The sequence below is a fragment of the Ruegeria sp. HKCCA5463 genome (assembly GCF_013034175.1).
In the GTDB taxonomy this organism is placed as follows: domain Bacteria; phylum Pseudomonadota; class Alphaproteobacteria; order Rhodobacterales; family Rhodobacteraceae; genus Ruegeria.
In genome coordinates this window covers 1-25,845 of record NZ_WQFL01000018.1, presented here as the reverse complement: position 1 = coordinate 25,845, position 25,845 = coordinate 1, and the positions used below count along the sequence as shown (strand labels likewise).

Sequence of the window (25,845 nt, the reverse complement as noted above, 5' to 3'; positions counted from 1 at the left end):
CCGCACCAAGATCATCCCGCCGCTACCGTGGTCGACTTTCTCACCGCCGTTCTCACCCAATGCCGAGGACATCATCGCTGGCGTAACCTCGACAAGTCAGAAAGAGCTGGAGGCCGGTGCAAAACGAAACACCGAGATCATCGCGCGTGTCCTAGAGCCGTATTCGAGCGCGATTGAAAGCTGTGACCTGACTGTTGATCAGTACGCGGACTTCATCCAGCGTTCTTCAACAGCGGCCAAGTACAGCGCAAAGAACAAGAAACACTTGATAGAATTGCTGTCCGCTTTGCGAATGTCGGCGTTGAAAGTAACCAGCAGCGTTTAGACGGGCTCGGCCCCAAGCAGACCTCGAACAGAAAACTGAAATTCTGCGTTAGCAGCCCACACAGGACCTTCACCGAACACACAAATTGCCGGAGCCGCGCCCGCATTCCAGTCATTTCAGTCATTCGTTACAAGAGCGAAATCCGACAAGAGTTCGCCGTTCGGGACCGCGCAAGAAAACCGACAAATGGCCCCTAGTTGTAAATGTCGACTTCATCTCGACATTCCGAGTCTGTTGTCGAAATTGACCATCCTGCGAAATATTGAAAACGCTCACAAAGAGCTCTTTCATTTAGTCAGAACGACGAAGGAGTGCAGGCGCTGATCACTTTGCATGGCGTATCGCCGGCATTCCGAAACCTGTGTGGCAATATGCTTGAGAAGTAGTACGCGTCCCCGGGACCCAGAACCCTGGACTGCCCATCTACCGTTACTTCAAGACGGCCCTCTATCACAACCGCACATTCCTCTCCTTCATGCGACAGTTCAGATCGACCCGAGTCGGCACCGACATCGTACTCTTCTATGAGCATCTGGAGCTTTCTGTCTCGGCGCTCACCTGCGACAAGTAAATAGGAGACTCCGGGTGATCCTAGGTCGCGCATTCTTTCGTGCGGGTAATAAAACGACTCCTCGTTTTGTAATTCAAAACTGAAAAAAAAGCCCAAATTGACGTCTACTGAGGCAAGAATCTTCTTTAGCAAAGCCACAGAAGGTTGGGTCGAACCGCTTTCGATTTGAGAAATCGTCCCGCTACCCACTCCCGCGCGTTTGGCCATTTCACGTTGACTGAGGCCTTTGGTCGTCCGAATCAACTTTAGACGACGGGCTGTTTCGAGATCTGATGACAAAACCGTTACTCTAGTGCTTTCTTGCTTTGGATCGAAAGCATTCTAGGGGCGCAATGATTTTTTTCAATAACTTACAGATTAAAATAAAACCGGATGTGCGGAAGGTCTGAACTCTGCAAGAATTTGTCATCAAATGAAAATCTGCTTCGCGAGGAATGGACGTGCTCGATCAACCCAACACAATGTCATCGTTCTGGATGCCGTTTTCGGCCAATCGTGATTTCCTTCGCGAGCCCCGAATGATCCAAGCGGCCGAGGGGATGTATTACACCAGTTCTGATGGCCGGAAGGTCATGGATGGTACCGCCGGACTGTGGTGCGTCAACGCAGGTCACCGAGATCCACTGATCGTTGCAGCCGTGCAGAAGCAGGTGCACGAGTTGGATTATGCACCAAACTTCCAGTTCTCCCACCCTCAGGCATTTGAGTTGTCGGCGAAGCTGACAGCGATGATGCCTGAGGGAATGAACCACGCCTTCTTCACCAACTCTGGCTCCGAGTCCGTTGATACGGCGCTCAAGATCGCGCTGCATTACCACCGGATGCGCGGAGATGGGGCGCGCACGCGTTTGATCGGGCGTGAGCGTGGTTATCACGGGACCGGCTTCGGTGGCATCTCAGTCGGCGGCATCGTGAAGAACCGGATGCATTTCGGAACGCTCCTTACAGGAGTGGATCATTTGCGCCACACGCATGATCCAGAGAAAAATGCCTTTTCCCGCGGTTGCCCGGAACACGGCGCGGAACTGGCGGACGATCTGGAACGATTGGTCGCGCTTCACGATGCCTCAACTATTGCGGCGGTGATCGTTGAGCCAATGGCCGGGTCCACCGGTGTGCTGTTGCCGCCGAAAGGATACCTGAAGCGGCTACGCGAAATCTGCGACCGCCATGGCATCCTGCTGATTTTCGACGAGGTCATCACCGCCTTTGGTCGTTTGGGGGCCGCGACAGCATCGGAGTACTTCGATGTGAAGCCGGACATCATCACGACGGCCAAAGGCCTGACTAACGGTGTCATTCCGATGGGAGCGGTCATCGTATCCGAAAAGATATATGACTCGGCTATGGAAAATGCCGATGCGCCGATTGAGCTGTTCCACGGCTATACCTATTCCGCCAATCCAGTGTCTTGCGCGGCCGCGCTGGCAACGCTGGAGAGTTACAAGCAGAATGATCTATTCCGCCGTGCTGCATTGCTGTCGCAGCCCTGGGAGGATCAGCTTCACAGCCTCAAAGGTCTGCCGAACGTCATCGATATCCGCAATCTGGGATTGGTGGGCGCGGTCGAGCTTGCGCCACGAGAAGGCACGCCGGGGGCACGAGGCTATGACGCCATGAAGCGGGCCTGGGACGCCGGAATAATGATCCGTGTCACAGGTGACATCATCGCCTTGTCTCCACCGCTGATCATCTCGGAACCCGAAATAGCGACACTCTGTCAAACACTTGGAGAGGTTTTGGCTGACCTGCCATAACTCCTGACTTCTAACCCCAAAAAGGACTGACATCATGAAAGATGCATCCCCGATCGCTTTGATCGGCCACTACATTAATGGCCAAATCACTGTTCGATCTGGCGAAAATACGCAGCCGGTTTTCAATCCCGCAACCGGAACGCAAACCGGTGAGGTGTCGCTGGCGACTGTACAGACCGTCGACGACGCAGTGGCTGCAGCAAAAGCCGTGTTCCCGAAGTGGTCGAACACGCCTCCGATCCGCCGTGCCCGCCTGATGAACAACTTTCTAGCGCTGGTACGCGAGCACAAAGACGAACTGGCGCGCGCCATCACGGTTGAGCATGGCAAGGTGTTCACCGACGCCCAAGGCGAAGTTGAGCGTGGTATTGATATCATCGAGTTTGCCTGCGGCATTCCGCAACTCCTCAAGGGCGATTACACGGAGCAGGTCTCCACTGGCATGGACAACTGGACAACGCGTCAGGCGTTGGGTGTTGTCGCCGGGATCACTCCCTTCAACTTCCCGGTCATGGTGCCGATGTGGATGTTCCCGATCGCCATCGCCGCAGGCAATACCTTTATCCTGAAGCCGTCTCCGACCGATCCGTCGGCCTCTCTGCTGTACGCGGATCTGATGCAGAAAGCCGGTTTCCCCGACGGAGTGTTCAACGTGGTTCAGGGTGACAAGGTTGCCGTGGATGCGTTGCTGGAGAACGACGACGTCAAAGCCGTGTCCTTCGTCGGCTCGACGCCAATTGCGAACTACATCTACGAGGTCGGTGCGCGCCACGGCAAGCGCGTTCAGGCTCTGGGCGGCGCGAAGAACCATATGCTGGTGATGCCGGATGCCGACATGAACAAAGCCGCCGACGCCCTGATCGGCGCGGCCTATGGTTCGGCCGGAGAGCGTTGCATGGCCATCTCGGTTGCCCTGCTGGTTGGCGATGCCGCCGACAAGCTGATGCCTGTCCTGAAAGAACGCGCCGAAACCTTGAAGGTCAAGAACGGTCTTGAGTTGGACGCCGAGATGGGCCCGATTGTCACCGCCGCCGCGCGGGATCGGATCAAAGGGTACATCGACTCTGGTGTCGAAGAAGGTGCGGATCTGCTGGTCGATGGCCGCGACTACGCTGTCGAAGGGCACGAGGAAGGCTATTTCCTTGGCGGCACCCTGTTCGACAACGTCACCCCCGACATGAAGATCTACAAGGAAGAGATCTTCGGCCCGGTTCTGTCTTACGTCCGCGTCTCAAGTTTCGCGGAAGGCCTGCAACTGATCAACGACCACGAGTTTGGTAACGGCGTGTCGTTGTTCACCCGTGACGGCAACGTTGCGCGTGAGTTCGGCAAGCAGGTTCAGGTCGGCATGGTCGGTGTAAATGTTCCGATCCCGGTTCCCATGGCCTGGCACGGCTTTGGCGGCTGGAAGAAGAGCCTTTTCGGCGACATGCACGCCTATGGTGAAGAGGGCGTTCGTTTCTACACCAAGCAGAAATCCATCATGCAGCGCTGGCCCGAGAGCATCTCGGAAGGTGCCGAATTCGTCATGCCAACGGCAAAATGATCATCCGATCCAAGGAGTGAAGAACATGTTCATTGGTGTTCCCAAGGAAATCAAGAACCATGAGTACCGGGTCGGCCTGACCCCCGAAAGCGTCGCGGAACTGGTTTCACATGGCCACAACGTCATCGTAGAGACCAATGCCGGGTCGGGCATTGGTGCAGATGACGACGCCTATCGTGCCGCCGGGGCCGAAATTGCCGCAACTGCGGCCGATATTTTCGCCAATGCAGAGATGATCGTGAAGGTGAAGGAGCCTCAGGCCGTGGAACGCGCCATGCTGCGTGAAGGTCAGATCCTTTATACCTATCTGCATCTGGCCCCCGACCCGGAACAGACCAAAGATCTGGTCGACTCGGGCGCTGTCTGCATCGCTTATGAAACCGTCACCGACGACAATGGCGGTCTGCCCCTGCTGAAACCGATGAGCCAAGTTGCCGGTCGCATGTCGATCCAGGCCGGTGCCGGTGCGTTGGAGAAAGCAAAGGGAGGCCTGGGCGTGCTGCTGGGCGGTGTGCCTGGTGTGAAACCAGGCAAGGTCGTGATCATCGGTGGCGGTGTTGTTGGGTTCAATGCAGCTCAGATGGCCGTCGGCTTGCACGCAGACGTGACCATTCTGGACCGCAATCCGGCAGTTCTTGAGAAATTGGGGAACCATTTCGAGGCGTCGGCCAAGGTTGTCTATTCGACCAAAGCCGCATTGGAGGAAGAAGTCACCAATGCCGATCTGGTTGTTGGTGCGGTTCTGATCCCGGGTGCTGCTGCTCCCAAGCTGGTCACACGCGAACTGATCTCAAAAATGAAACCCGGTGCGGTCGTCGTGGACGTGGCGATCGACCAGGGCGGCTGCTTTGAAACGTCCAAAGCTACCACTCACGCAGAGCCCACCTATGTTGTCGACGACGTTGTTCATTATTGTGTCGCCAACATGCCGGGCGCAGTCGCCCGAACGTCAACCTACGCGCTCAACAACGTCACGCTGCCGCACGCTCTGGCTATTGCCAACAATGGTTGGAAGCAGGCGCTTGCGGACAACCGTCATCTTATGAACGGCCTGAACGTGGCCCACGGCAAGGTGACGTACAAGGCTGTGGCCGATGATCTCGGATACGAGTTCGTCGCCCCGGAACTTTGCTGAATTGAAGCAAAGAATTGTCCCGTCGCGCGCAATGCGGCGGGACGCACACCACTGAGGAGGAAACCTTAATGATTACGAAGATTAACCGCCGCGCCCTCGGCGCGATGGGTGGCGCTGTTTTGCTTGCTGCAACCACACTCTCAACAGCAGCCGCAGCGGAAGACATTACACTGCGCTTTGCCGGCGTGTTCCCGATTGACCATCAGGGCACGAAAATGATGGAGCAGGTCGCAGCGGATGTCGCGGCAGCAGAAGTTGGCCTGAAGATCGAAGTATTCCCGGCAAACCAACTGGGTTCGGGTGAGGCGCTGTTCGAAGATGTTGCGCGCGGCAATATCGACCTGGCATCGGCGTTCATCTATGCCGATACCGATCCACGCCTGGAATTCCTGTCAATGCCGTTCCTGCTGGGCGGCTGGGATGACATGGAAAGCACGCTTCTCAACATGGATTCCGAGTTTAACACCATCCTGCAAGAGATCACCGACGAATACGGTGTGCGGGTAATGGCGCAGAACCCCGAAGGGTTCATCGGCATCGTTTCGTCGCAAGAACCTGAAAACTGGAACACCTTTGACGACAAGGGCATGAACATTCGCGTCTGGTCGTCCAGCGTCGTGAAATCAATGGTTGAAGAACTAGGGTATCAAGCGACAACCATGGCATGGGGCGACATTTTCCCCGCACTTCAGGCCGGCATTGTCGATGGAGCAATCTGCTGCACCAAGACCGCGACCTATTCCATCTTCGCCAAATCAGATGTTGGCACCCACTTTGTCGAGTACAACTCAATCTCAGAACTGACGACTTTCTACGCGTCGCAGCGGACACTCGACAAGCTGAACGACGAACAGCGCGCCGCGCTTCAGGCCGCGATGACAAAGGCGTCCGAAGACTTCTTTGCCTACAATCGTGAAAATGACGAAGTGTTCGGCCAGAAATTGCTCGACAAAGGCTATACCATCCTGCGCCTGAGCGACGAAGAACAAGCTGCGATGGCCGCGCATGTCCAGGAAACGGTCTGGCCCGCGATGGCACAAAACGTCGGTCAGGACATCATCGACCGCCTGCTGGCAGCAAAAGAACAGCAATAAACACTGAGATGAAGGGCCAGCTAATCAGTTGGCCCTTTTTTCGTCTCTAGCTCAACAAAGGGAGGGAGAAAGATGTCTAGCACTGAAGCAGAGCGTCCGTTGGTCGTCGAAAGCGCGGAAAAGAAGAGCTCGCAAAAAATCACCGATGAGCTGCCAGTTGTTATTGGGTATCCGCTGAAAGCAGTGGCTTTTGCCATGAGGCAGATCGTTATGTTTGCCGGTTTCCTGATGGCGTTCACATTTGGGGCAGTCGTTGTCATCCGGTATGGATTTGGCGGTGATCTGTTTGCCTACGAAGAATGGCTTTTGGGCATTAGCATCATCGGCTTTTTTGCAGGTGCTGTTCTGGCCTCTGCCCGCAACCTGCACATCAACGCGGACATTCTTGGCATTGTGATCCAAAACCCTCGGTTGATTTGGTGGCGCGGCTTTGTCGTCCTGACAGTCGAGGTGTTGGTGATCCTGTTTCTCATGTATGCGTGCTACGTTTCGCTGCTCGATGACTTCTCATTCCCGCGACTGCGCGCAACGCCAGTACTGCGCATTCCATTTGTGACCTGGCGGATTGCGATCATGATTGCCTTTGGCCTCATGGCGACGTTCACGGCGGCATATTTGTACGTGCATATCCGCAAGGGACTTGGTCTTCCCTTGAGATCAGAAATGCAAAAAGGAGAAACCCAATGATCATCGGAGGAAGTCTCCTTATTGTCTGCTTTATGCTGCTGTTGGGCGTCAGCGTATATGTGGCATTCGGATCGGTTTTGATCTTCATCGCAATTGTCGGAGATCAATCCATCACCGGCTATCTGCCGACCGGCTCTACGGGCATCCGTTCACTGGTGCTTTTGGCGATCCCGCTCTTCATGATCGCCGGAGGCATCATGGAAAAAGGTAAAATTGCCGCCCCTCTTGTCTCTCTGGCTGAAATGTTCATTGGTCATATCAAAGGTGGATTGAGCGCGGCGGGAGTACTGGCCTGCGGTGTGTTCGGCTCCATCTCCGGCAGTGCGAACGCAACGCTGACCTGTATTGGCGGCATCATGATGCCCCATCTGAAAAAGGCCAACTATCCGGGTGGGCAATCTGCAGCTTTGATCGTGGCGGCCAGCCCCTTGGGTCTGTTGATCCCACCGAGTTCGTCGCACATCCTTTATGGTTGGGTTGCACAGCAGCATGTACTAAAGTGCTTCTTGTCCACCGTCATTCCGGCGATCATCCTGATCACCCTTTTGATCGTCGTAAATCAGTTCCTGCTTCGGAAGTATGACGACATAAACCTGACGGAACGTCCTAAACCATTTCTGCCGACATTCGGAGTACAGGCGCGCCTGGCCGGGCCTGCGCTTATGATGCCACTGATCATTCTGGGCGGAATCTATGGTGGCATAATGACGCCAACCGAGGCTGCGGGTATCGCAGTGGTCTACTCGATCCCGATCGCGATCTACTTCTACCGTGGACTGACCTGGAAAACACTGGCTCAGACAATCCAGAATTCCGGTGTTACGATTGGCGTGGTCATGGTCATGATCTTCATGGTTCTGATCGTGTCAGACAACCTGATCTCACAGGGTGCACCTCAGTTGGCCAAAGATCTGGTTTATTCCGTTTCGGACAATCCAGTTGTGATCCTTCTGATGATCAACGTCGTGATGATCCTGATCGGAATGCTCATGGATGATATCTCCGGTCTGCTTTTGGCAACACCAATCCTACTGCCCATCGCGCAGAGCACCGGCATGGATCCTATCCATTTCGCGGCCGTGATTGGCGTAAACTTAGGTATGGCGAACATCACCCCTCCGACTGCACCTCTGCTCTATCTTGGTGCGCAGGTCTGTGATGAACCGGTTTCGCGCATGCTGTGGCCGACTTTGATCTTCATAGTCTTTGCCTGGCTCCCAACGCTGATGTTGACAACTTTTGTACCAGAGTTGGCCCTGTTCCTGCCGGACCTCCTGCTCAGCAAATAATGGGCGGAAAGCGCCAACGCACAAGACAAAATGCACGCACCCCATTCCAATGAGTGGGGTGCCAGAGCGCTCTCTCAACGATGACGTGGGAGAGACTAGTTCGCAGCAGAAATCCTAAACCTAAAAATAGAGGTCTGAAATGTACAAAAACATCCTAGTCGCGCTGTCTCTGGAACACGGCATCAGTGAACACGCAATGTCGGCGGCGCATGCTCTAGTATCCGAAGGCGGAAAAATCACTGCCGCGCACATCCATGAGCCCCCAAACAGACAGATAATGTACTATATGGATGAAGGGATCGCAGAAAAATCTCTCCAAAAAGCAAAGGCGCGTTTAGCCGAGCGCTTAAAAAACGAAACCGAGGTTTCCTCTGTCTTGATCGAGAGCCAATCGGCTGGGCGGGCGATCACCGAATACGCCAACAAACATGGCATCGACTGTATCGTCCTTGCTTCGCATAAACCTGGGATGAAAGAATTCTTTTTGGGTTCAACAGCCGCTCTCGTCGTTCGACACGCTCAGTGTTCGGTGCATGTACTCCGAGTGTGACGCTGGCGCCTGCAACATGCCAGTAACTTTGCCCTGTGAATTCTGCGGTGATAAGCAGGTCTCACCGCGACCAAGGTCTGCTTTGGCGTCTACAAGAATTTCACTTTGCGGCATTTAAGAGGTAGGGCTCGCAGCCGACCTCGGCGGCAACGCGGCATCCTGTGATATCCTCTCTCGTCAACGTCGGGTTGTCGTTGTGGGCGGGCATGGCGGATCGGAGGATCAGTTATGGAAACACCAAACTTACCTGCCATTCGCGCTCTTCGCCCAGCTTGGAACAAGGGACGCATCGTCGGTCAGAAACGGCCGTTGAAACCCAAACACGTCTGGGCAATTCGAGTAAGGTTAGAACTCGCAGAAAACCATCGCGACCTCGCTCTCTTCAATATGGCCATCGACAGTAAGTTGCGCGGCTGTGACTTGGTGAAAATGAAAGTCGTAGACATCATGGCTTCTGGTCAGATCAAGGCGCGGGCTTCGGTGTTACAAAGCAAAACTCAGAAGCCAGTCCGCTTCGAGATTTCTGAAGGAACTCGAAGCTCAGTCGAGAGGTGGATGGAAGACGAGCTCATGGTCGGGTCTGAATACCTTTGGCCAGGACGTTTCCATGAGCGTTTACACATTTCAACGCGCCAGTATGCGCGGATCGTGCGTGATTGGGTCACGTCCATAGGTTTGGAAGCAAGCGCTTATGGCACACATTCAATGCGGCGGACCAAGGTCACCCAAATTTACAAAAAGACGGGCAATCTGCGTGCGGTGCAGCTCCTACTCGGGCACACGAAGATGGACAGTACTGTTCGGTATCTCGGTGTTGAACTTGAGGATGCACTTGCAATAGCAGAGGCCATTGAAATCTGAATACTGCGGGTCGCTCTCGCGGGCGGCCCATAGCCGACCTTCATGGTGGTTCTGTGAATCTGCGGCCGCAACCCGCATAGCCGCCTTTCGCCGCCACTGCTCGAATTCGATAGTGACCAAGGTCTCAAGAGCAAACCAAGCAGACATTTTGTTGATGGAGCCATTTGCAATGGCTCCAAGCTTCCCTTAAACGAAACTTACCAGTCCACTGTCTTTTGTGGCGTATACTGCGGCGTCGGTTCGGGATCGAAGGACGTGTCAAAATCACGGTAGAAACTGCTCACTGACCGATGCGGATAATCTTCGATCAGCAGCATGTGTTCCTGAATCATCTTGGTGATGCCCGGGCCCGCCCAAATTCCGTTTTGCGCCTCATTTGGGAACCGCTCGGCGGGATCATGATACAAATTGAAAACCTCGTAGAAATGAAAGTTGGGATTCCTCGGCTTCAGGTTCAGTTTGACCTGATCCTTGCGCACCGCCTCCAAGTTTTGGCGATTGTAGTGGAAGACATAGTCGCGACGCCCATTGCCTTCTCCAAGCAGGAACAGTCCGGACTGGTCGACACCGTCGATCACCCGGTCGCCGGGCACCTCCGAGAGCACGCCACCGATGCTTGCCCATGTGGTAAAGAAGTCCGTGATCTGGACGATGTCGAGCGGGTCTTGCCCCGGCTCGATCATGCCGGGCCACCACGCGATCGCCGGCACGCGGATGCCGCCTTCCCGCGTTTCCCCCTTGCCTCCTTGGAGTAAGGAGTAACCGCCGTGCGGGTGCACCGTGTACATGGGTCCATTGTCCGAACTCCAAACCACCAAGGTGTTCTCTGCGATCCCAAGATCGACCAGCGTTTTCAGAACGCGCCCGACATTGTAGTCATGTTCCACCATTTGAGCTGCGGTATTGGTTTCAGCAGGTGTGTCGCGAAAATCCAGGTGAGCGCCCCAGAAATGATTACCCTTGCCCCAGAAGTTCACAAAGAACGGCTGATCCGTGTTGGCGCGGCGCGTGATGAACTCGATGACGTTATCCGCGACCTCCGTGTCGTAAGTATTGTACCTTTCCATTGAGTATTCATAGACAGGTTCCGGCTCCTCGCCTTTCTTTGCCCGCATGACGCCGCCGGTGTCATAGGGAAATCCCTCAGGGCCGGGCGAGTGCATCAAAGCGCGCTGTGTGAATCCGCCAATATCGTCATCTTTGGAAGCGTTCTTGTTGTTAACCCACCAAGGAGGATTTCCCTCCGACCATTCCGCCTCGTCGAAACCTTGTTCTGTCGGATAGTTGCCGTCGTCGTCGCCCAGATGCCACTTGCCGAAAAAACCAGTGTAGTAACCCGCGTCCGACAGCAACTCGGCGATTGTCACCTCATCACTGTGCAAACCAGTTCCGCTCTCGCCCGGTAGCGTGATGTTATAGACGCCGTTTCGGATGGGATGACGCCCGGTCAGAACCGCGCCACGCGACGGCGAGCATTCGACCTCCGAATAGAAGGACAGAAACTTCATGCCCTCTTCCGCCATACGGTCCAGGCTGGCTGTTGGCGCTCCACGAATTTTGCCGCCGCCATACACGCCAAGTTCTGTGTACCCGACGTCGTCGGCCATGATGTAGACAATGTTGGGTTTCTTTCCGAACCGCGCTTCGAGAGCAACCAGCTTTTCGCGCACAGTGGCGTCATCGTCAGCCCAGGCGAGACCGAATTCCTGCTCCATCCGGACAAACTCTGCGTCATGGACGATTTGATCTGCCGCCATCGCTGCAAAGGCCGCGCCACTTATCGCTATCGACAAGCCCAAAGCAGTCTGGGTTTTGTTTCGAATGATCCACATCGTGCAATCTCTCCTTCAATCGTTGTCTCGTATTTCAACGGCCTCTATTCGCCGCTGGAGTTCTTCGATCAATTCCGAAACGATGGAGGTGGCGGGTTCGTCTTTTGAAACTTCGTCAAACCCGTACGATCCGGCAATCTCTTCCAAATCGTCGAAGACTTCACCAATGCGACTGTCGAACTGACGGCTCTTCACATACTTTACAAAAAGTCCTGGGTTATATCGTTCAAGAAAGGTCACGTGCCTCCAAATCGTCTGGTTGGACACGCTCAGACTTGCGGGTAAAATATCCGTCAGGGAAGTAACTTACCCTAAAATCGCCAGTAAGCTCACGCACTATCTGTTTGAAAATATGACCGAAACCAAAGGAAACAGCACCTGCCGCGACAAGAGCGGAAACGACCTCAGTGTCGAAGAAAAACGTGCTGCTGTGGCTTCGGTGGTGGAAAGTCGGATATTCGCGAACTCGCCGCGTCTCAAGGAATTCCTGATTTACGTGACGGAGAAATCTCTGTCCGAGGAGGGGGCGGACCTCAGCGCCAAGTCCATAGGGTTCCATCTCTACGGACGGGATACCGTCGACGAGACAAACTCCGCTAACTTCGTTCGCGTTGAGGCGGGACGGTTGAGAAGGTCATTAGATGACTACTACGACAGCGATGGCCGAGCGGACGCGGTTCGCGTTCACATACGCAAAGGCGGCTACGCACCCACATTCGAGCGTCACGTCGTTTCAGCGCAATCTCCGGCCGCCGACGGCACAGCCAGACCACTTCTCAGTGGAGGTCCGAAAAAACTTCGCTTAGTGCTTGTTGCGTGCGTACTGCTGGCGGTAATCGCACTCGGGGTTTTTGAGGTGCTCCGTCCCGGTCCGCGTCCGGACGATGCCGAACTCGCGGCCCGCGTCGAGCGTCAGGCGCTCATGGAGCAATCGCCTGCGGCATTGGAAGCCGCCAATATGGCCTTGCAGGCCAGAGGTCTAATCTATCCTATTTTCGACGCGCATCGACAAATGTTGACCACGGAATTGTTCCGCGCCGCGATTGAGATCGATCCGAACTCCGCGTTGCCCTATGCGGGGGCGGCCCAAACTCTCGGCTCGCTTGCGCTTCTGTCAATCGCTGGCGCCAGGCACGACAATTTTTTGGCTGAAGCCCGCGAAATGCGCGATCGGGCGTTAGAACTCGACGCGGATCACGAATGGGTGCAATCAGCAGCAGGCTGGGTGGCGTTTGTGGAACGCGATTTCGAAAGTGCCATGAGGTATTCCGAACGCGCACTGTCGCTCGCACCTGAAAATGGCAACGTGCTGGACTTCTATGGCGTTGTCGCAGTCGCGTCTGGAGAGTTCGAAAAAGGATTACAAGCAGGCGACCGTGATCGCCCAAGAGAAGGTGAAAACACGCGTTTTGCGTACTTGAACATACTGGGAGCGGCATATTTTCATCTTGGCCTATACCACGAAGCAATCTCTGCATTTGAAGAGGGTAACGCAAGTGGTGGTCCGGTTTCCGCTCTTGGGGTCGTGTACTTGGCCGCTGCTTACTCCTCCGTCGGTAGGGAGCAGGACGGGCGCCGCATGATCGATCAAATCGAAAAAAGTTGGCCGGGGTTTCCAATAGAAGAGTTTTTGACGCGACTTCATCGCGAGCCAGACACAGCGCGACAGTTGGTCAAAAAGCTGCGCTCTGTCGGATGGGCGGAGTAGCTTTGGCAATTGCCAAGCGAACCACCCTGGCGTAGGCTTGAAGGGGGTCGACAAGAATGACCACTCTCGGCTCGTTTCAGATCTCCAAGGCAGCGCGGCATCTCTCGGCCATGACACATTGGCCTCGCCGCTGGCGGCCCTTAGCCGACATTGGGTGTGATGTTCGGATGCTACGTTAGCAGCTCACTTAGCTGACATTCGTCCACGGTGCAGCATTTCAATTGGAACCCAAGTCAGCACCGCAGACCTAAGTGGCAATCCACTATTGAAACGTGGATCAGCCTTTGGTTGACTGAAACACCAGCGGCTACGCATTTTAATGGGTTCGCAAATTAACCCAAAATCGGATTTCTCAATGACAGGCACCGAAAGCGACGGCCAAACATATTCAGCTCCCATAATCGATACAAATCCGAAGATAGCAAATCTGGCACTTTCTTGGCGCACCCCGCGATATAGTGCCGAGGATGGGCTCGGCCCCATGGGTAGTATGCATGAAGCGGGCTCGTCGCTTGTTGCGATCAGCAAAGAAACCCCAGCAGGCACCACCGTCATCGGAAGCGGTGTAATGGTTGCCCGAGGACTGTTGCTGACGGCCACTCATGTTTTGGATGAGTTCAGAGGGTTAGGGTTTGGTCCGGTGTGTATGAGCTTTTTACCTAAGGGCCCTCGCGTATGGTTGCCATACGCGTCAACAACAGTTAGCGGCCAGAGCAAATATGATCCTAACCATAGCGTCGTCTCTGACATTTCCCTTGTTAGCTGCACCCCAAACTCGGATGCCATACCGGAGGAACCGCTCATGCTGACGCCCATGCGAGTGGCATTGCCGCTCATCAGGCAACGCCTCTGGGCCTTTGGTTTCCGTCATCAGGCCATTTCGGAAAATATCCCGTTAGTCACCCCCTTTGTATCTTCAGGTCGCGTGTCAGTGGCGTTTCCCTATGGGCGCGGCGAGCGCATGCCTTCGCCTTGCATCGAAGTAGACATGGACACACTCGGCGGAATGAGCGGTGGGCCGGTTGTGAATGATAAGGGCGAATTGATTGGAATCGTGTCATCATCCTGGGAAGGCGGGCCTTCCTATGTCACGTTAATCTGGGACGTGCTTAGAACAACAGTTGATACACCACCGGGTCTATTTGAACGCTTTGAAGAAATCAGCTTGATAGGCGCGTCAAAGCTGCGGGCCGCGCGGGTTTTGGGCGAAGTTCAAAATAAGCCTTGGGGGGATGTGATTATTAAATTCTCCGAGGAAGAGAGCGACCTTTTTGAGCAATCGAAATCCTATTTTGCCAATGATGAAGCGCTTCCGAAGGACCCGCACAGGTTCACTTAAGCCAAAGTGGAAGGTTTTGCAGAGAGGTATGATGAACAACTTGAAGAATTCGTCGAGCAGGCAGCTGAAGCCGAACTCTTGGCACTTCCACTTGCAGCATGTTTGTCCTTCCTTAAAGCAGGCGACGTTCCGGCACGCTTTCTAGATAGTATTTCGCAGGTCACGGCGGATGAGAACGGCAATGCACAGGAACCGGACCATGCAAAGTTTAACGGACGGCCCGGAGTCGACATTCAACCTACTGCCTTGGCGCTGCAGTCGCAGCCATAAAACCTGCCGTTCGCTGCGTGCGCAAAACCCCGATGCGTATGAACACGCAGTTCGAGGGACAAAGTGAGCTTTTAGTACGTTGCTCACGCTACACCCAGCGGAATTATTGGCTCGAACGACGTCGAATGTTGCCGCCAGAACATCCAGAATCTCGAAGTGGTGGATATCGGCAGTGGCGTGCATTTCCGGTAGGAAGACAATCCCTACCTTATCGAGAAAAAGTTCGAAGACTGGCGCACCTGCCTGCGCGACGTTTCTACAGGGCGATATATACAAATCAAATTTCCTGATTGTATGGTTCAGTAACCGGCCCACCTGAATAGCGGCCAGCAACCGGAGGGTAACCTTGCTGAATATGACGATTCCCATACCCTTGATACTGGCCGCTGTGCTGCCCGCCATTCTGGACCGGTGCTCTGGGTCCGATACCAGCGTCGCCTTGGGCGTTTTGGCACGAGATCGTGTGGCCTTGACCGCGACAGCCAGCGAAATTGTCGTCGATTTACCGGTTGCAGAGGGAGCCGTGGTAAAGGCAGGTGACACGCTGGTTCAGCTTGATCCAACATTGCAAAGCGCAAAGTTAGCACTGGCGCAGGCGGAACTGGAAAAGGCCCAGGCCACGCTTCTGAAACTGCAGGTAGGGCCGCGAGTGGAGGAGATTGCGATAGCCGAAGCCAAAGTCGCGGGCGCTGTTGCACGTCTTGCCGATTCCGAGGCTATCTATGACCGAAACGCCAGACTGGTCGAGAACTCGGTCGTGACCGAGGCTCAGGTGGCAAATGATTTGGCCCTGCGCGATTCCGCGCGGGCTGAGTTGGCCAGCGCTCAACAATCCCTGAAAGAGCTGCAAAACGGCACCCGCCCCGAAGACCTTGCGGTTGCCGAAGCCAATGTGCGGGCAGCAGAAGCCTCGATCGCCGCCGAACAGACTGTACTGGATAATTTGACTGTCACGGCCACCCGCGACGGCGTATTGGATTCCCTGCCGTGGAATTTGGGTGAACGAGTAACATCCGGTAGCCCGGTGGCCGTGATAGTCACGGGCCAAATCCCCTATGCGCGCGTCTACGTTCCCGAGCCACATCGCGTCAATCTGAGACCCGGCGATTCGCTGGAAGTGCGCGTTGACGGGCTGGCCGATCCATTGGATGGCGTGATCCGCTGGATCAGCGACGACGCGTCCTTCACCCCCTATTACGGATTGAACAAGGACGACCGCACGCGCCTTGTCTATTTGGCTGAGATTGACCTGCCCACTGCAACACCCGATCTGCCCGCCGGTGTACCAGTGCAGGTCACAATGCCATGAGTGACGTCGTCGTCTCGACGCAAGGTCTGACCCGTCGGTTTGGGGAAAACACAGCCGTCAACAATCTGGATCTCGAAATCCGAACCGGCCAGATTTACGGGTTTCTCGGCCCCAATGGCTGCGGCAAGACCACCACCATGCGGATGCTTACCGGCTTGCTCACCCCCAGCAGTGGGGCGATCTCGGTTTTGGGCCGGTCAATGCCCGACGCGGCTGAACCGTTAAAAGATGAGATCGGGTACATGACCCAGATCTTCTCGTATTACCGCGACCTGACCGTTCTGGAGAACCTCCGGTTTGCGGCTGAAATCTATGGCATTCCAGCCAAATCGGCGGCAAACCGGATCGACGAGTTGCTAAACACCTATGACCTGACAACCAATGTGCATCAGCTAAGCGGTAGCATGAGTGGCGGACAGCGACAGAAACTGGCGCTTGCGGCGACCGTCATGCACCGACCAAAGCTGCTGTTTCTGGATGAACCGACCTCTGCCGTTGACCCTGAAACCCGTCGCACATTCTGGGAACAGCTGTTCGATCTGGTCGATCAGGGCGCGACGATGATCGTCTCGACACATTTCATGGACGAGGCCGAGCGCTGTCACCGGTTGGCGATCCTGCAACACGGGGTGAAAAAGGCAGACGGGTCTCCGCGTCAGTTGATGGACGATCTGCAGGCCGATGTTGTCGAAGTTGAAGGCCCAGACCTGCGCAAGGTCAAACACGCGTTGGACGGCCAGCCCAAGATCCTGTCGACCGCGCAAGTCGGGTCGCGGCTACGTGTGCTGGTAGAAAAATCCGAACCTCAGCCGGTGGACATGTTGCGCGGCCAACTTGCTGCGTTTCCCGACCTGTCCCTGACTCCGCAGCGACCAAATCTGGAAGACGTGTTCGTCAGCGCCACACGGGGGCCAGAACAGTGATCTCGCCACGCCGCATCGTTGCTGTACTGAAGAAAGAACTGCTGCAACTACGGCGAGACCGGATGACGTTCGCCATGGTCATCATGATCCCGCTGATCCAACTGCTGCTGTTCGGCTATGCGATCAACACCAACCTGCGCCATGTGCCCGTAGCAGTGGTGGACCAATCCGGAACCGAGCTGTCCCGCACATTGGCGCAGATCGTTCAAGCCACGCAGGTCGTGACCATCACCGAACAACTAACAACCCCGCAAGAAGCCGAACGCGCGATCACTGAATCCCGCGTGCGCGCCGCGCTGATCATCCCGCCCGATGTCAGCCAACGCCTTGCCCGCAGTCCCTCTGTCGGTTTGGGTCTGCCCAACGCAACGGACCAGACCAGCAGTCGGCCCGTTGCCCATTGGATCGTCGATGGTTCGGACACCATGGTCGCCAGCGCAATCAAATCCCTGCGCACGATGCCTTTGACAGAACTGCTGAAACAACCACCAAACCGGCAGGTGCCCACCTTCGAGGTGACGCTTTACTTCAATCCCGAGCAGCGGTCGGCGGTCAATATCGTGCCGGGTCTTGTCGGTGTGATCCTAACCATGACGATGATCCTGTTCACCTCCGCCGCCATCGTCCGCGAACGCGAGCGGGGCAATATGGAGATGCTGATCAACACCCCGATCAAATCGATCGAACTGATGATCGGCAAGATCATACCCTACATCTTTCTGGGCCTGATACAGGTCGCAATCATCCTGGGTCTCGGGCACATCCTGTTCGATGTCCCGATAAACGGCGGATTGGGCACTTTGCTTGTAGTGACCTTGTTGTTCATCATCGCCAGCCTGTCGCTTGGGCTGGTGATCTCGACCCTGGCTCAAAACCAGCTCCAGTCGATGCAAATGACCATCTTTGTCCTACTGCCTTCAATCCTAATGTCTGGCTTCATGTTCCCCTTCGACGGTATGCCCAAACCTGTCCAAATGATTGCTCAAGTTTTACCTGCGACGCACTTCATGGACATGATTCGCGGTGTGGTTCTTCGAGATGCTTCGCTCTACGAGTTGCGCTGGGGGATTCTCTGGATGATCGGATTTGCGGCATTCGGATTGTTGGCGGCAACTCTGAGGTTCAAGAAGCGGTTGGGTTGAAGACCCCCGGCCCATAAGAGACATTCATCTCCCAGCTCCGATGCTGCGGTCGCAGCCCGCATTGCCGCCGTTCGCTGCATTCGCGAAAACTGGAAATGATCATACTCACAAATTGCGGGACAGACCCGCCCTTCGCTCACGCGGCTGTTTCTGACGCAGCATCCGTTCGCATTCGCAGTGGCGATCCTGCCGCGCAACTGCAGAGGTCGTCGAAGCGGTCATTTCCAAGCGGCTTCAGGGGCATCGTCTTAACCGCACCTTCGCTGCATTGGTCTCAGACTCGAAAGTCGCGCAACAAACCTGCCGTTGATTGAAACGCCTCGAATGACCGCTCTTGGCTAGAGGCGGGTTTCATTTGAAGCAGAGGATTCTGGCGAAGAGCTCAGAAACACGATTGCGTACGCCTTCGAGACGTTTGGAACGCATGAAATTCGAAAGGCGTCGCGCGTTGTGGTTTCTAGAATGCACCCGAGGCAGACGCGCTCGATCCGGGAGCCGCAGCGGTGTTGTGAGCTGCGTTCATAACTCATTCGGCAACTTTTCTGCGGATTTATGGTCTCCATTGGGGTACGCTTTGTCTTTAAGATGTCTCGCAAAACCCGCATATTGATCGTCGAGGACGAGCCCACCGTTCGCGCACTAATGAGAGCACTTCTCCAGAACGAAGGGTTTATCGTCACGGCAGCGGAAGACGTTGCGACCGCCGAGGCCGAAATTCGGTTCGTAGACTTCAGCTTGGTGCTTCTTGATCTCTCGCTACCCGACGAGGACGGGCTTGTCCTGGCACGGCGGCTTCGAGCCCGCTCGTCGATCCCAATCATCTTCGTCACACACAGAGACGCGGACAGTGAGAAGATCACGGCGCTTGAGATGGGCGGAGACGACTACATCACCAAACCGTTCCACCCGCGAGAGCTAGTCGCTCGTGTCCGCAGCGTTTTGAGACGAAGTAGTGCAGACTTTGCCCAAAAGACGGGTGTTGAACGTGTCCGAGTAGGGGAATGGGTGCTCGATCTGAGCCGGCGGACGGTCATCGCGCGCGGAGGTGGCTCGGCGAAGCTGACACGTGCGGAGTTTGATGTCCTTGCAGCATTGGTACAGGCTGACGGGCGTGTAATGTCCCGTGCTCAGCTGTTGGACGCTATGGCGGAGCATCGAACTGATGGAACTGACCGAACTATTGATGTTCTGGTCAGTCGTATACGGAAGAAGCTTTCGGAGCCGGGCAAAAGCAGGGAATTGATCGATACGGTGCCGACGATCGGCTACAAGATAGGCGCAGATGTCGTGCCTTTCTGAGCCGGTACGTGACGTGCTCAACTCAGTGTATGCTGTCGCCAGTATGCCCAACTAAGGTCGAATGTTGTGCCTAGCCGCGAGAATTCCGCGGGGTTGACGACCCCGCACCCTCTAACGCTGAAGTTCAGGGACGCTGAACTTGAGTCCAGATTTCTGGCCGATCACGGTCGCAGGACGAGAACCCAGGCGCGGCTCGCCATTCTGGCGGCAATTGTCCTCTACGTGGTGTTCTCCGTTATCGATCCTTGGGTCGTAGGTGAAAACTATCGTTCGGCTTGGACGGTTCGGGTCTTCGTGTGCGTGTTCCTTGTCGGAGCGCTTGCCATGACCTATTCCGAACTCTATCTCCGGGTCGCCCGTTTGATTCAGTGGATGATACTGATCGTTTGCTGCTCTGGCATCATTGCCTTGATCTATCTCTCCGATACGGTGGGTCAGACAATGTACTATGCTGGCATCATGCTGATAATCATCGGGTGTTTTGTCGTTTTCCCCTTCACATTCATACACGCACTTCTGGGAACAGCTCTCTCGGTTCTTGCTTACTTCGTGGTTGCAATTCTGTTTGGCGATTTGTCGACGCCGATATTCTACAACAACATGATCTTTCTGATCTCGACGTCACTGATATTGGGCTTTGCCGGTTACACGCTGGAGTCCTACGACCGGCGGAACTTCGTGCAGCAGCGCGAGCTTTTGCACAGTCGAGAAGAACTGCGCGAAGCGCGCGACGACGCACTCGCTGCAAGCCAAGCGAAGTCCGAATTCTTGGCGACTATGAGCCACGAGTTGCGCACTCCGCTGAACGGAATTCTTGGCACCGCGCAACTTGCCATCCGTCGAAGTGACCTCCAAGCATCAATCCAAGAGGACTTCGAAGTAGTCGAGAGATCTGGCGAACTACTGCTGAAACTAATCGACGACGTTTTGGACATCGCTCGCATCGAAGCGGGGCGCCTGGAGATCGAACGGGAGAGCTTCGCGCTGATTGAGGTCGTGGAAGACGTTGTCGAGATACTGAGGTCAATCGCCGCCAAGCAAGTAACTTCGATAAGTTACGACATCGCTGACGATGTGCCGAGGTTCCTTTTCGGTGATGAAGCGCGTGTACGTCAGATTCTCCTTAACCTCTCTGGGAACGCCGTCAAGTTCACGCAAGACGGGGAAGTAACGATCAAGGTCGCGAGGACGGAGGGCTTCGGGAGCGTACCACTTGTTAGTTTTTCGGTTGTGGATACAGGGATCGGCATTCCGCCTGAAGATCTTGGCAGAATTTTCGACCCCTTGACCCAGGGAGCAAACGCTGTCCAGCGCCGGTTTGGCGGTACCGGTCTGGGCCTTTCTATCGTCAAGCGTTTGGTCGACGCCATGGACGGCACGCTGTCAGCCGAGAGCGTCGTCGGCGAAGGTAGTCGCTTTTCCTTCGAGATCGATCTCGTGGCTGGCGCCGAGACAAATACCCCGCAATCGGAACAAGGCCCAAAGAAGTGGATAACCCCCCCCTTGCACGTGCTACTCGTCGAGGACGACCCCGTCAGCCGGGGCGTCGCCGAAGCAATGTTGGAGAAGTTTGGGCACACAGTCACGACAGTTGACCGCGGATATGACGCCGTGTCGTTGGTACGGGATGTCAAGTTCGATGCAATTCTGCTGGACATGCGACTGCCCGATATGGATGGGGTCGACGTGGTTCGAGCCCTTCGGCAAGAAAAGAACAGATGCGCGGACTGGGTCTCGATCATTGCCGTTACAGCTAACGTATTTCCTGCCGACATCGACGGTTACCTTGCGGTAGGTTGCGACGACGTCGTAGCGAAACCGGTCCAGGCGGATCAGCTTCATGCGGTTCTCAATCAAGCTGCGCACATACGGGGACGAATGTACGCGGATTGGCCCGACAAGCTGAAAGTCCCGGAGGCGTTCGAAGCCGAGCTGTTCCGGGAGGTCCTGGAAAGTGTCGGAACAGCCGAAATGCTGAACCTTGTCGGGCAACTCCAGAAGTCCATCAGCCAGAACGTGGCTGAGATTGAAGCTGCGGGAGAGGACGGTTCGTTTTCTAAGGCGGTCGATCCCGCGCACCGCCTCGCCGGTGCCGCGAGGTGTCTCGGTCTGACGCAGCTTGCCGCATGCCTCAATCGGCTGGAGGCGTACATCCGTTCCGGAGAGAACGCGGCCGAGATTGCGCAAACGATCTGCGACCTTAAGCGCCAGGGGGAAGAGGCGGCGATCGCCTTGGCCGAAGTCCAGGCGGGAATCGCCGGGATCAGCGCTCCGGACCATCCGGACCCCGCTGGCGCTGAATGGCAGCCGGGGCCGTTAACATCGCGTTAATCACACCGACAAATCCCGTTCAAACGATTGCGTCACACTTTCTCTTATCAGAGGAGGAAGGGCATGGCCCATCGATTGACTGCAATCCTGATCGCCGACGTCGTCGGGTATTCGAGGATGTTGACCTCGGATGAAGCTGCAGCACTCAGAATGGTGCGCGAGATTGAGTCGGGTATTCTCAAACCGGCGGTCTGGACCAACTCGGGCAAGATCATCAAAACCGTCGGCGACGGTTGGATCACCGAGTTCGGCAGCGCGATCGGCGCCGTCGACTGCGCGCTCGAAGTTCAGCAGTTGCTCGCGTTCGAGCATGCTGCTGAGCTGCGGATAGGAGTGGACATCGGCGACGTCGTACCAATCGATCGCGAGGTCTTCGGAACGGCTGTGAACGTAGCGACGAGATTGCAGGAGTTCGCGGATCCCGCCGGGATCGCGATCTCCGATGCGACGTATGCGACACTGGACGAGACGGTGGCCAGAATCTTCGTCGACGCGGGGATCCAGGAGTTGAAAAACTTGGCGCGTCCCTTGCGCGTCTGGACGGCGGTGCCGTTTTCCGTGCGGGAGATCAGGCAGATGACCAGCGGAGCAGAAGCCTGGAGCAAGGACCTGTTCCTTGAGCTTGCACCTATCTGTACAACCGATCCCAGGGATGAGATCCACGAGATCGCCCACGCGCTGGACTGCGATCTTAGGGCGCTGCTGTCGGCATCCGGCTGGCTGCGGATCGGCCGTGAGCTGACCGACCCCGACGGCGCTTACCGCCTTGAGGGCGTGCTGCGCAGCGTGCAGAATCGGCTCCGCCTGGAGGTAAGACTGTTGCTCGCGGATGGAGAAGTTTGGACGGCGAAATACGAAGGTGACTTGCCAGCTCGGTTTGAATGGCAGGACGAGGTCAGCGAGGAGCTCTCGACGACTGTCCTTGGCGTGATGCTGGATGAACGTTCGGCAGAGCTGAGGCGCCGGATCAGCGAGCTTCGCGTACCGGATTTGGCTTCAGATGAAAAATGCGTAGACTTCTTGTCAGTCACGCAAAGGACGGTGAACGCCGATTGTACGGCGATAAAGCCGCCGGTCGCAAAGTGAAGGCGACCACGAAAGAGGCAAGTTCCCGGTCAAGGCCCCATCGGCTTGATGACTGATCGCGCGGCGGTCGGCCCTTGAATTTACGGGTGAGGAGGCCAAATGACGGCACCACGTATCCACGACCCGCTGGACATCGGGAGCCTAAAGCTGGACAACCGCCTGCTTAGGTCAAGCCTCTCCGGACGGATCGACAACTATGACGGCTCGGGGACGGAATGGCGCCGGAACTTCGAACGAACCTTCGCAGCTGGAGGTGTCGGCGCCATCATCTCGTCGCACGTACCGATCCACACAAGCGGACGTATTCTGCCGAATTACGCGCATGTGGATTGCGACGCGCGAATCCCGTTCTGGGAATCGGTCGTCAAACAGGTCGCGAGGGCGACGCCCACGGGTCGCGAGGAACCATGCCACTACATAATGCAGCTCTCGCACTCCGGACGTCAGCAGGACATTGCAGGGATCGAGAACCTCGGACGCCAACCGCCGGCACCAACTGATAGGAAGGGGTTCTTCCACGGCCTCAGGGGACGTCGGATGACCGACGGCGAGGCCTGTAAGATCATCGCGCTCTTCGTTAACGCCGCGCGGAGGGCACAGCGTGCCGGAATCAAGGCGATTGAACTGCACTCGGGAAACGGTTACCTCTTCACGCAATTCCTGAGCGCCGCCATAAACCGTCGTCCCGATGGTGACTTTGCCGGCGGCTGTATCAAAACACGGTACGAATTCCTGAGACGGGTCATCTGCGCAATTCGCGACGATCCAAAGGTCCGTGACATGACCCTCATCGCCAAACTCAGCATCGCGGAACTAAACAACTGCGTCTTCCCCTGGGTCCACCCAGGAAACACCCTTGAAGAAAACGTTCAGGTCGCGGAATGGTGCGAAAGAGACGGCGTGGACGCGATCCACGTATCGTCGGGCAGCATGTTCGGGCATCCCTGCAATCCCGCAGGTTACTTCCCAAGCGAGTTCGTACCGAGGACTTACAAGTCACTAATCGACAGCGGGGCCTACACGTTTCTCTGGTACCTTGCATTCAGAGTGCGGCCCCTGCTGTGGGTGGCGAGGCTCTTATGGGAGCGGTCGCTCCGGCGCGAACTTTATCCGACAATAGGAAGTTTCGTTGCGGGACGCAGGCCACCGGCAGACAACAAGGACGCGGCCTGGCGTAGGCTCGAGGGCGTCAATCTCGATGCTGCCGAGGCCGTTAAATCCCGCGTGACAATCCCGGTCATCTGCACCGGTTCCTTCCAAACCTTGGAAGGAATTCAGGCAGCCTTGGACGATGGTAAATGCGATGCAGTGTCCATTGCGCGCCCCCTGCTGGCCAACCCCAATCTGCCGAACGAGATACTCAAGGCCAGCCGCGAGAAAAAAACAGCGCACGCAGCGGAGCGTCCCTGCACGCTCTGCAATCGTTGCCTCCTGGCGGTGCTCGAATACCCAATGGGCTGCTACGACGACAGCCGCTTCGCGCACATCCCGGGCCAACCGCACCATCGTTGGGATGCCCTGATCCAGGAGGTCTTCGACCTGTACTAGCAATGGCGGCTGTGCTGCCAGGATGGGGAAAGCGATGAAGAGTCACTACCACTGGCGCCGATTGCTAATTGCAAAAGGCCTCTACAACTGCGTCGGCACTTTCGGCCTGGTTGTGTTCTCGGACTGGGCGCTGAACTGCCTCGGGCTCGATGCCGGTGATCGCCTGTTCTTCTACCTGTTCGCACTGCACGCCTTCGTATTCGGACTGGGTTTCATGGCGGTGGCGTTCAATCCGGACCGAAACCACACCATCATCGCGACCGGTGCGTTCGCTCAGTTGGGTTTGGCGGGCTTGAGCATTTGGTATACCACCAGTGGCAGCGCAGACGTGCTGCTACTTGGCCCCGGCGCCGTCGACTTAGTGTTCGGTGTACTGTTCCTCGTGTTCCTCTGGAACTACCAATGGAGTAGTGCTGAACCGCGCTCTGCTCGTACGGATGAACCGTGAATCTTGACGCTGTCATCGGCCATGGAAGCAAGGCCACATGCTTCGGTTTAACGCTATATTTCTAATCGCCGTTGACGGCTCAAATGCTCAAGATCGGCCAGCAATGGTAAGTTGGATCGTCTTGCCGCCTTGACTCAGGGCAGACTGCGAAACAGCATCTGGCGATACCAAGACTAATTTACATAGAAGTCTGATCGGACCCACGAGAGGGATATTGGATGAAAAAACACCTTTGCTACTTGGGGGGGTTCTCACTTCTTTGTACTGAGGCTATCGCACAAGAACAGCCGATTATTCGCGCACTTGATCCCGGCACATTCGTGACAGATCAGTTTCCCCAGACCCATATTCAGCCAACTGCTTCGGAGCTTCTCGGATTGGCTCAAACTGGCGGCTTTGGCGTTAGCACTGAGGACACCGGTTTGGCACTTAGAAATCTAACCGGCAATGAACTGAGTCAGCTCGTCAGAACGCCTGGGGCTAGTCAAGCAAGCAATCAGATCGACTTTTATATATCTACGACCAACTTCAAGAGAGCGACCAGCTTGGAGCTGCACTCGCGGCACAGGCTGCAGGAACAAATGAATGGGTAACAATCACAACTCAATCGCTCGCCTCCGACATCGCGACATTTAGCGCTGCAGGCGAAACTGAGGAACTAGCCTGAGCCTCCCCAACTGAACGGGTCCACCGTTATGTTTAGGAAACGGAGGACTGAGAATGGCAAACAAGCGACCGAAGCCCGAAGAGATTGTCTCGAAGTTACGGCAGGTTGAAGTTCTGATGGGGCAAGGG

Annotated in this window: 23 protein-coding genes and 1 pseudogene; 21 read left to right on the top strand and 3 right to left on the bottom strand. The window is 55.8% G+C overall.

Annotated elements, in window-relative coordinates; translation table 11 throughout:
• A pseudogene (locus GOW09_RS21760) lies at positions 1-325 on the top strand (hypothetical protein); the annotation flags it as partial.
• A gap of 295 nt (positions 326-620) precedes the next feature.
• On the opposite strand, the gene GOW09_RS21755 reads toward GOW09_RS21760, so the two are convergent.
• Entirely contained in the window at positions 621-1,175 is a 555-nt protein-coding gene (locus GOW09_RS21755; protein ID WP_171120957.1) for a cupin domain-containing protein, read from the bottom strand.
• Between the two features lie 155 nt (positions 1,176-1,330).
• On the opposite strand from GOW09_RS21755, the gene GOW09_RS21750 reads away from it, so the two are divergent.
• The 8 genes from GOW09_RS21750 to GOW09_RS21715 all read left to right on the top strand — a co-directional run bounded on the left by GOW09_RS21750 (position 1,331) and on the right by GOW09_RS21715 (position 9,815).
• Positions 1,331-2,653 carry an aspartate aminotransferase family protein gene (locus GOW09_RS21750; protein WP_171120955.1) on the top strand — a complete coding sequence of 441 codons (1,323 nt, stop codon included), beginning with the start codon at positions 1,331-1,333 and terminating at the stop codon, positions 2,651-2,653.
• Between the two features lie 34 nt (positions 2,654-2,687).
• The gene (locus GOW09_RS21745) at positions 2,688-4,199 is read left to right on the top strand and encodes a CoA-acylating methylmalonate-semialdehyde dehydrogenase (RefSeq protein WP_171120952.1); all 1,512 of its coding nucleotides are present in this window, start codon (positions 2,688-2,690) and stop codon (positions 4,197-4,199) included.
• A 25-nt stretch (positions 4,200-4,224) separates the two neighbouring features.
• On the top strand, positions 4,225-5,334 hold the full coding sequence (ald, locus tag GOW09_RS21740) for an alanine dehydrogenase (protein WP_171120949.1): 1,110 nt from the start codon (positions 4,225-4,227) through the stop codon (positions 5,332-5,334).
• Positions 5,335-5,438: 104 nt separating this feature from the next.
• The gene (dctP, locus tag GOW09_RS21735) at positions 5,439-6,428 is read left to right on the top strand and encodes a TRAP transporter substrate-binding protein DctP (protein ID WP_171120962.1); all 990 of its coding nucleotides are present in this window, start codon (positions 5,439-5,441) and stop codon (positions 6,426-6,428) included.
• Positions 6,429-6,527: 99 nt separating this feature from the next.
• The gene (locus GOW09_RS21730; protein WP_171120948.1) at positions 6,528-7,115 is read left to right on the top strand and encodes a TRAP transporter small permease; all 588 of its coding nucleotides are present in this window, start codon (positions 6,528-6,530) and stop codon (positions 7,113-7,115) included.
• A complete protein-coding gene (locus GOW09_RS21725; RefSeq protein ID WP_171120945.1) occupies positions 7,112-8,404 on the top strand; it encodes a TRAP transporter large permease in 1,293 nt (430 codons plus the stop codon). Before GOW09_RS21730 ends, GOW09_RS21725 begins: the two co-directional genes overlap by 4 nt.
• A 139-nt stretch (positions 8,405-8,543) precedes the next feature.
• Complete coding sequence (locus tag GOW09_RS21720) at positions 8,544-8,954, top strand: universal stress protein (RefSeq protein WP_171120943.1); 411 nt, start codon at positions 8,544-8,546, stop codon at positions 8,952-8,954.
• 228 nt (positions 8,955-9,182) lie between these two features.
• Complete coding sequence (locus GOW09_RS21715; RefSeq protein ID WP_171120940.1) at positions 9,183-9,815, top strand: tyrosine-type recombinase/integrase; 633 nt, start codon at positions 9,183-9,185, stop codon at positions 9,813-9,815.
• A 197-nt stretch (positions 9,816-10,012) separates the two neighbouring features.
• Here the strand turns inward: GOW09_RS21715 and GOW09_RS21710 are convergent, their stop codons facing one another.
• Positions 10,013-11,530, bottom strand: a complete 1,518-nt coding sequence (locus tag GOW09_RS21710) for a sulfatase-like hydrolase/transferase (RefSeq protein ID WP_171120939.1) — start codon at positions 11,528-11,530, stop codon at positions 10,013-10,015.
• Positions 11,531-11,662: 132 nt separating this feature from the next.
• A complete protein-coding gene (locus GOW09_RS21705) occupies positions 11,663-11,842 on the bottom strand; it encodes a hypothetical protein (RefSeq protein ID WP_171168733.1) in 180 nt (59 codons plus the stop codon).
• Between the two features lie 157 nt (positions 11,843-11,999).
• On the opposite strand from GOW09_RS21705, the gene GOW09_RS21700 reads away from it, so the two are divergent.
• The 12 genes from GOW09_RS21700 (at position 12,000) to GOW09_RS21645 (ending at position 25,643) form a co-directional block, all read left to right on the top strand.
• The gene (locus tag GOW09_RS21700; protein WP_217360304.1) at positions 12,000-13,355 is read left to right on the top strand and encodes a tetratricopeptide repeat protein; all 1,356 of its coding nucleotides are present in this window, start codon (positions 12,000-12,002) and stop codon (positions 13,353-13,355) included.
• A 355-nt stretch (positions 13,356-13,710) separates the two neighbouring features.
• Positions 13,711-14,694 carry a serine protease gene (locus tag GOW09_RS21695; protein ID WP_171120932.1) on the top strand — a complete coding sequence of 328 codons (984 nt, stop codon included), beginning with the start codon at positions 13,711-13,713 and terminating at the stop codon, positions 14,692-14,694.
• 6 nt (positions 14,695-14,700) lie between these two features.
• Positions 14,701-14,964, top strand: a complete 264-nt coding sequence (locus tag GOW09_RS21690; RefSeq protein WP_171120930.1) for a hypothetical protein — start codon at positions 14,701-14,703, stop codon at positions 14,962-14,964.
• Between the two features lie 355 nt (positions 14,965-15,319).
• Positions 15,320-16,273: an HlyD family secretion protein gene (locus GOW09_RS21685; protein WP_254442777.1), complete on the top strand. Its 954-nt coding sequence runs from the start codon at positions 15,320-15,322 to the stop codon at positions 16,271-16,273.
• Positions 16,270-17,196 (top strand): ABC transporter ATP-binding protein, encoded by a 927-nt coding sequence (locus GOW09_RS21680; protein ID WP_152457662.1) that lies wholly within the window; start codon positions 16,270-16,272, stop codon positions 17,194-17,196. The genes GOW09_RS21685 and GOW09_RS21680 overlap by 4 nt, the downstream gene beginning before the upstream one ends.
• Positions 17,193-18,338 (top strand): ABC transporter permease, encoded by a 1,146-nt coding sequence (locus GOW09_RS21675; RefSeq protein WP_171120927.1) that lies wholly within the window; start codon positions 17,193-17,195, stop codon positions 18,336-18,338. The genes GOW09_RS21680 and GOW09_RS21675 overlap by 4 nt, the downstream gene beginning before the upstream one ends.
• A gap of 552 nt (positions 18,339-18,890) precedes the next feature.
• Positions 18,891-19,637 carry a response regulator transcription factor gene (locus GOW09_RS21670; RefSeq protein ID WP_171120925.1) on the top strand — a complete coding sequence of 249 codons (747 nt, stop codon included), beginning with the start codon at positions 18,891-18,893 and terminating at the stop codon, positions 19,635-19,637.
• A 324-nt stretch (positions 19,638-19,961) separates the two neighbouring features.
• Positions 19,962-21,968: an ATP-binding protein gene (locus tag GOW09_RS21665; RefSeq protein WP_171120923.1), complete on the top strand. Its 2,007-nt coding sequence runs from the start codon at positions 19,962-19,964 to the stop codon at positions 21,966-21,968.
• Positions 21,969-22,031: 63 nt separating this feature from the next.
• Positions 22,032-23,054: an adenylate/guanylate cyclase domain-containing protein gene (locus tag GOW09_RS21660; RefSeq protein ID WP_171120921.1), complete on the top strand. Its 1,023-nt coding sequence runs from the start codon at positions 22,032-22,034 to the stop codon at positions 23,052-23,054.
• 99 nt (positions 23,055-23,153) lie between these two features.
• A complete protein-coding gene (locus GOW09_RS21655) occupies positions 23,154-24,602 on the top strand; it encodes an NADH:flavin oxidoreductase (protein WP_171120919.1) in 1,449 nt (482 codons plus the stop codon).
• Between the two features lie 34 nt (positions 24,603-24,636).
• A complete protein-coding gene (locus tag GOW09_RS21650; RefSeq protein ID WP_171120917.1) occupies positions 24,637-25,050 on the top strand; it encodes a hypothetical protein in 414 nt (137 codons plus the stop codon).
• A 218-nt stretch (positions 25,051-25,268) separates the two neighbouring features.
• The gene (locus tag GOW09_RS21645; protein ID WP_171120915.1) at positions 25,269-25,643 is read left to right on the top strand and encodes a hypothetical protein; all 375 of its coding nucleotides are present in this window, start codon (positions 25,269-25,271) and stop codon (positions 25,641-25,643) included.
• The last annotated feature ends 202 nt before the right edge of the window (positions 25,644-25,845 follow it).

What these genes read in the sequence shown, in the direction of transcription:
- GOW09_RS21750 (WP_171120955.1), top strand. Translation starts at nt 1,331, where the DNA reads ATGGACGTGCTCGATCAACCCAACACAATGTCATCGTTCTGGATGCCG.
- GOW09_RS21745 (WP_171120952.1), top strand. Translation starts at nt 2,688, where the DNA reads ATGAAAGATGCATCCCCGATCGCTTTGATCGGCCACTACATTAATGGC.
- ald (WP_171120949.1), top strand. Translation starts at nt 4,225, where the DNA reads ATGTTCATTGGTGTTCCCAAGGAAATCAAGAACCATGAGTACCGGGTC.
- dctP (WP_171120962.1), top strand. Translation starts at nt 5,439, where the DNA reads ATGGGTGGCGCTGTTTTGCTTGCTGCAACCACACTCTCAACAGCAGCC.
- GOW09_RS21725 (WP_171120945.1), top strand. Translation starts at nt 7,112, where the DNA reads ATGATCATCGGAGGAAGTCTCCTTATTGTCTGCTTTATGCTGCTGTTG.
- GOW09_RS21720 (WP_171120943.1), top strand. Translation starts at nt 8,544, where the DNA reads ATGTACAAAAACATCCTAGTCGCGCTGTCTCTGGAACACGGCATCAGT.
- GOW09_RS21715 (WP_171120940.1), top strand. Translation starts at nt 9,183, where the DNA reads ATGGAAACACCAAACTTACCTGCCATTCGCGCTCTTCGCCCAGCTTGG.
- GOW09_RS21710 (WP_171120939.1), bottom strand. Translation starts at nt 11,530, where the DNA reads ATGGAGCAGGAATTCGGTCTCGCCTGGGCTGACGATGACGCCACTGTG.
- GOW09_RS21700 (WP_217360304.1), top strand. Translation starts at nt 12,000, where the DNA reads ATGACCGAAACCAAAGGAAACAGCACCTGCCGCGACAAGAGCGGAAAC.
- GOW09_RS21695 (WP_171120932.1), top strand. Translation starts at nt 13,711, where the DNA reads ATGACAGGCACCGAAAGCGACGGCCAAACATATTCAGCTCCCATAATC.
- GOW09_RS21685 (WP_254442777.1), top strand. Translation starts at nt 15,320, where the DNA reads ATGACGATTCCCATACCCTTGATACTGGCCGCTGTGCTGCCCGCCATT.
- GOW09_RS21680 (WP_152457662.1), top strand. Translation starts at nt 16,270, where the DNA reads ATGAGTGACGTCGTCGTCTCGACGCAAGGTCTGACCCGTCGGTTTGGG.
- GOW09_RS21670 (WP_171120925.1), top strand. Translation starts at nt 18,891, where the DNA reads ATGGTCTCCATTGGGGTACGCTTTGTCTTTAAGATGTCTCGCAAAACC.
- GOW09_RS21665 (WP_171120923.1), top strand. Translation starts at nt 19,962, where the DNA reads ATGACCTATTCCGAACTCTATCTCCGGGTCGCCCGTTTGATTCAGTGG.
- GOW09_RS21660 (WP_171120921.1), top strand. Translation starts at nt 22,032, where the DNA reads ATGGCCCATCGATTGACTGCAATCCTGATCGCCGACGTCGTCGGGTAT.
- GOW09_RS21655 (WP_171120919.1), top strand. Translation starts at nt 23,154, where the DNA reads ATGACGGCACCACGTATCCACGACCCGCTGGACATCGGGAGCCTAAAG.
- GOW09_RS21650 (WP_171120917.1), top strand. Translation starts at nt 24,637, where the DNA reads ATGAAGAGTCACTACCACTGGCGCCGATTGCTAATTGCAAAAGGCCTC.
- GOW09_RS21645 (WP_171120915.1), top strand. Translation starts at nt 25,269, where the DNA reads ATGAAAAAACACCTTTGCTACTTGGGGGGGTTCTCACTTCTTTGTACT.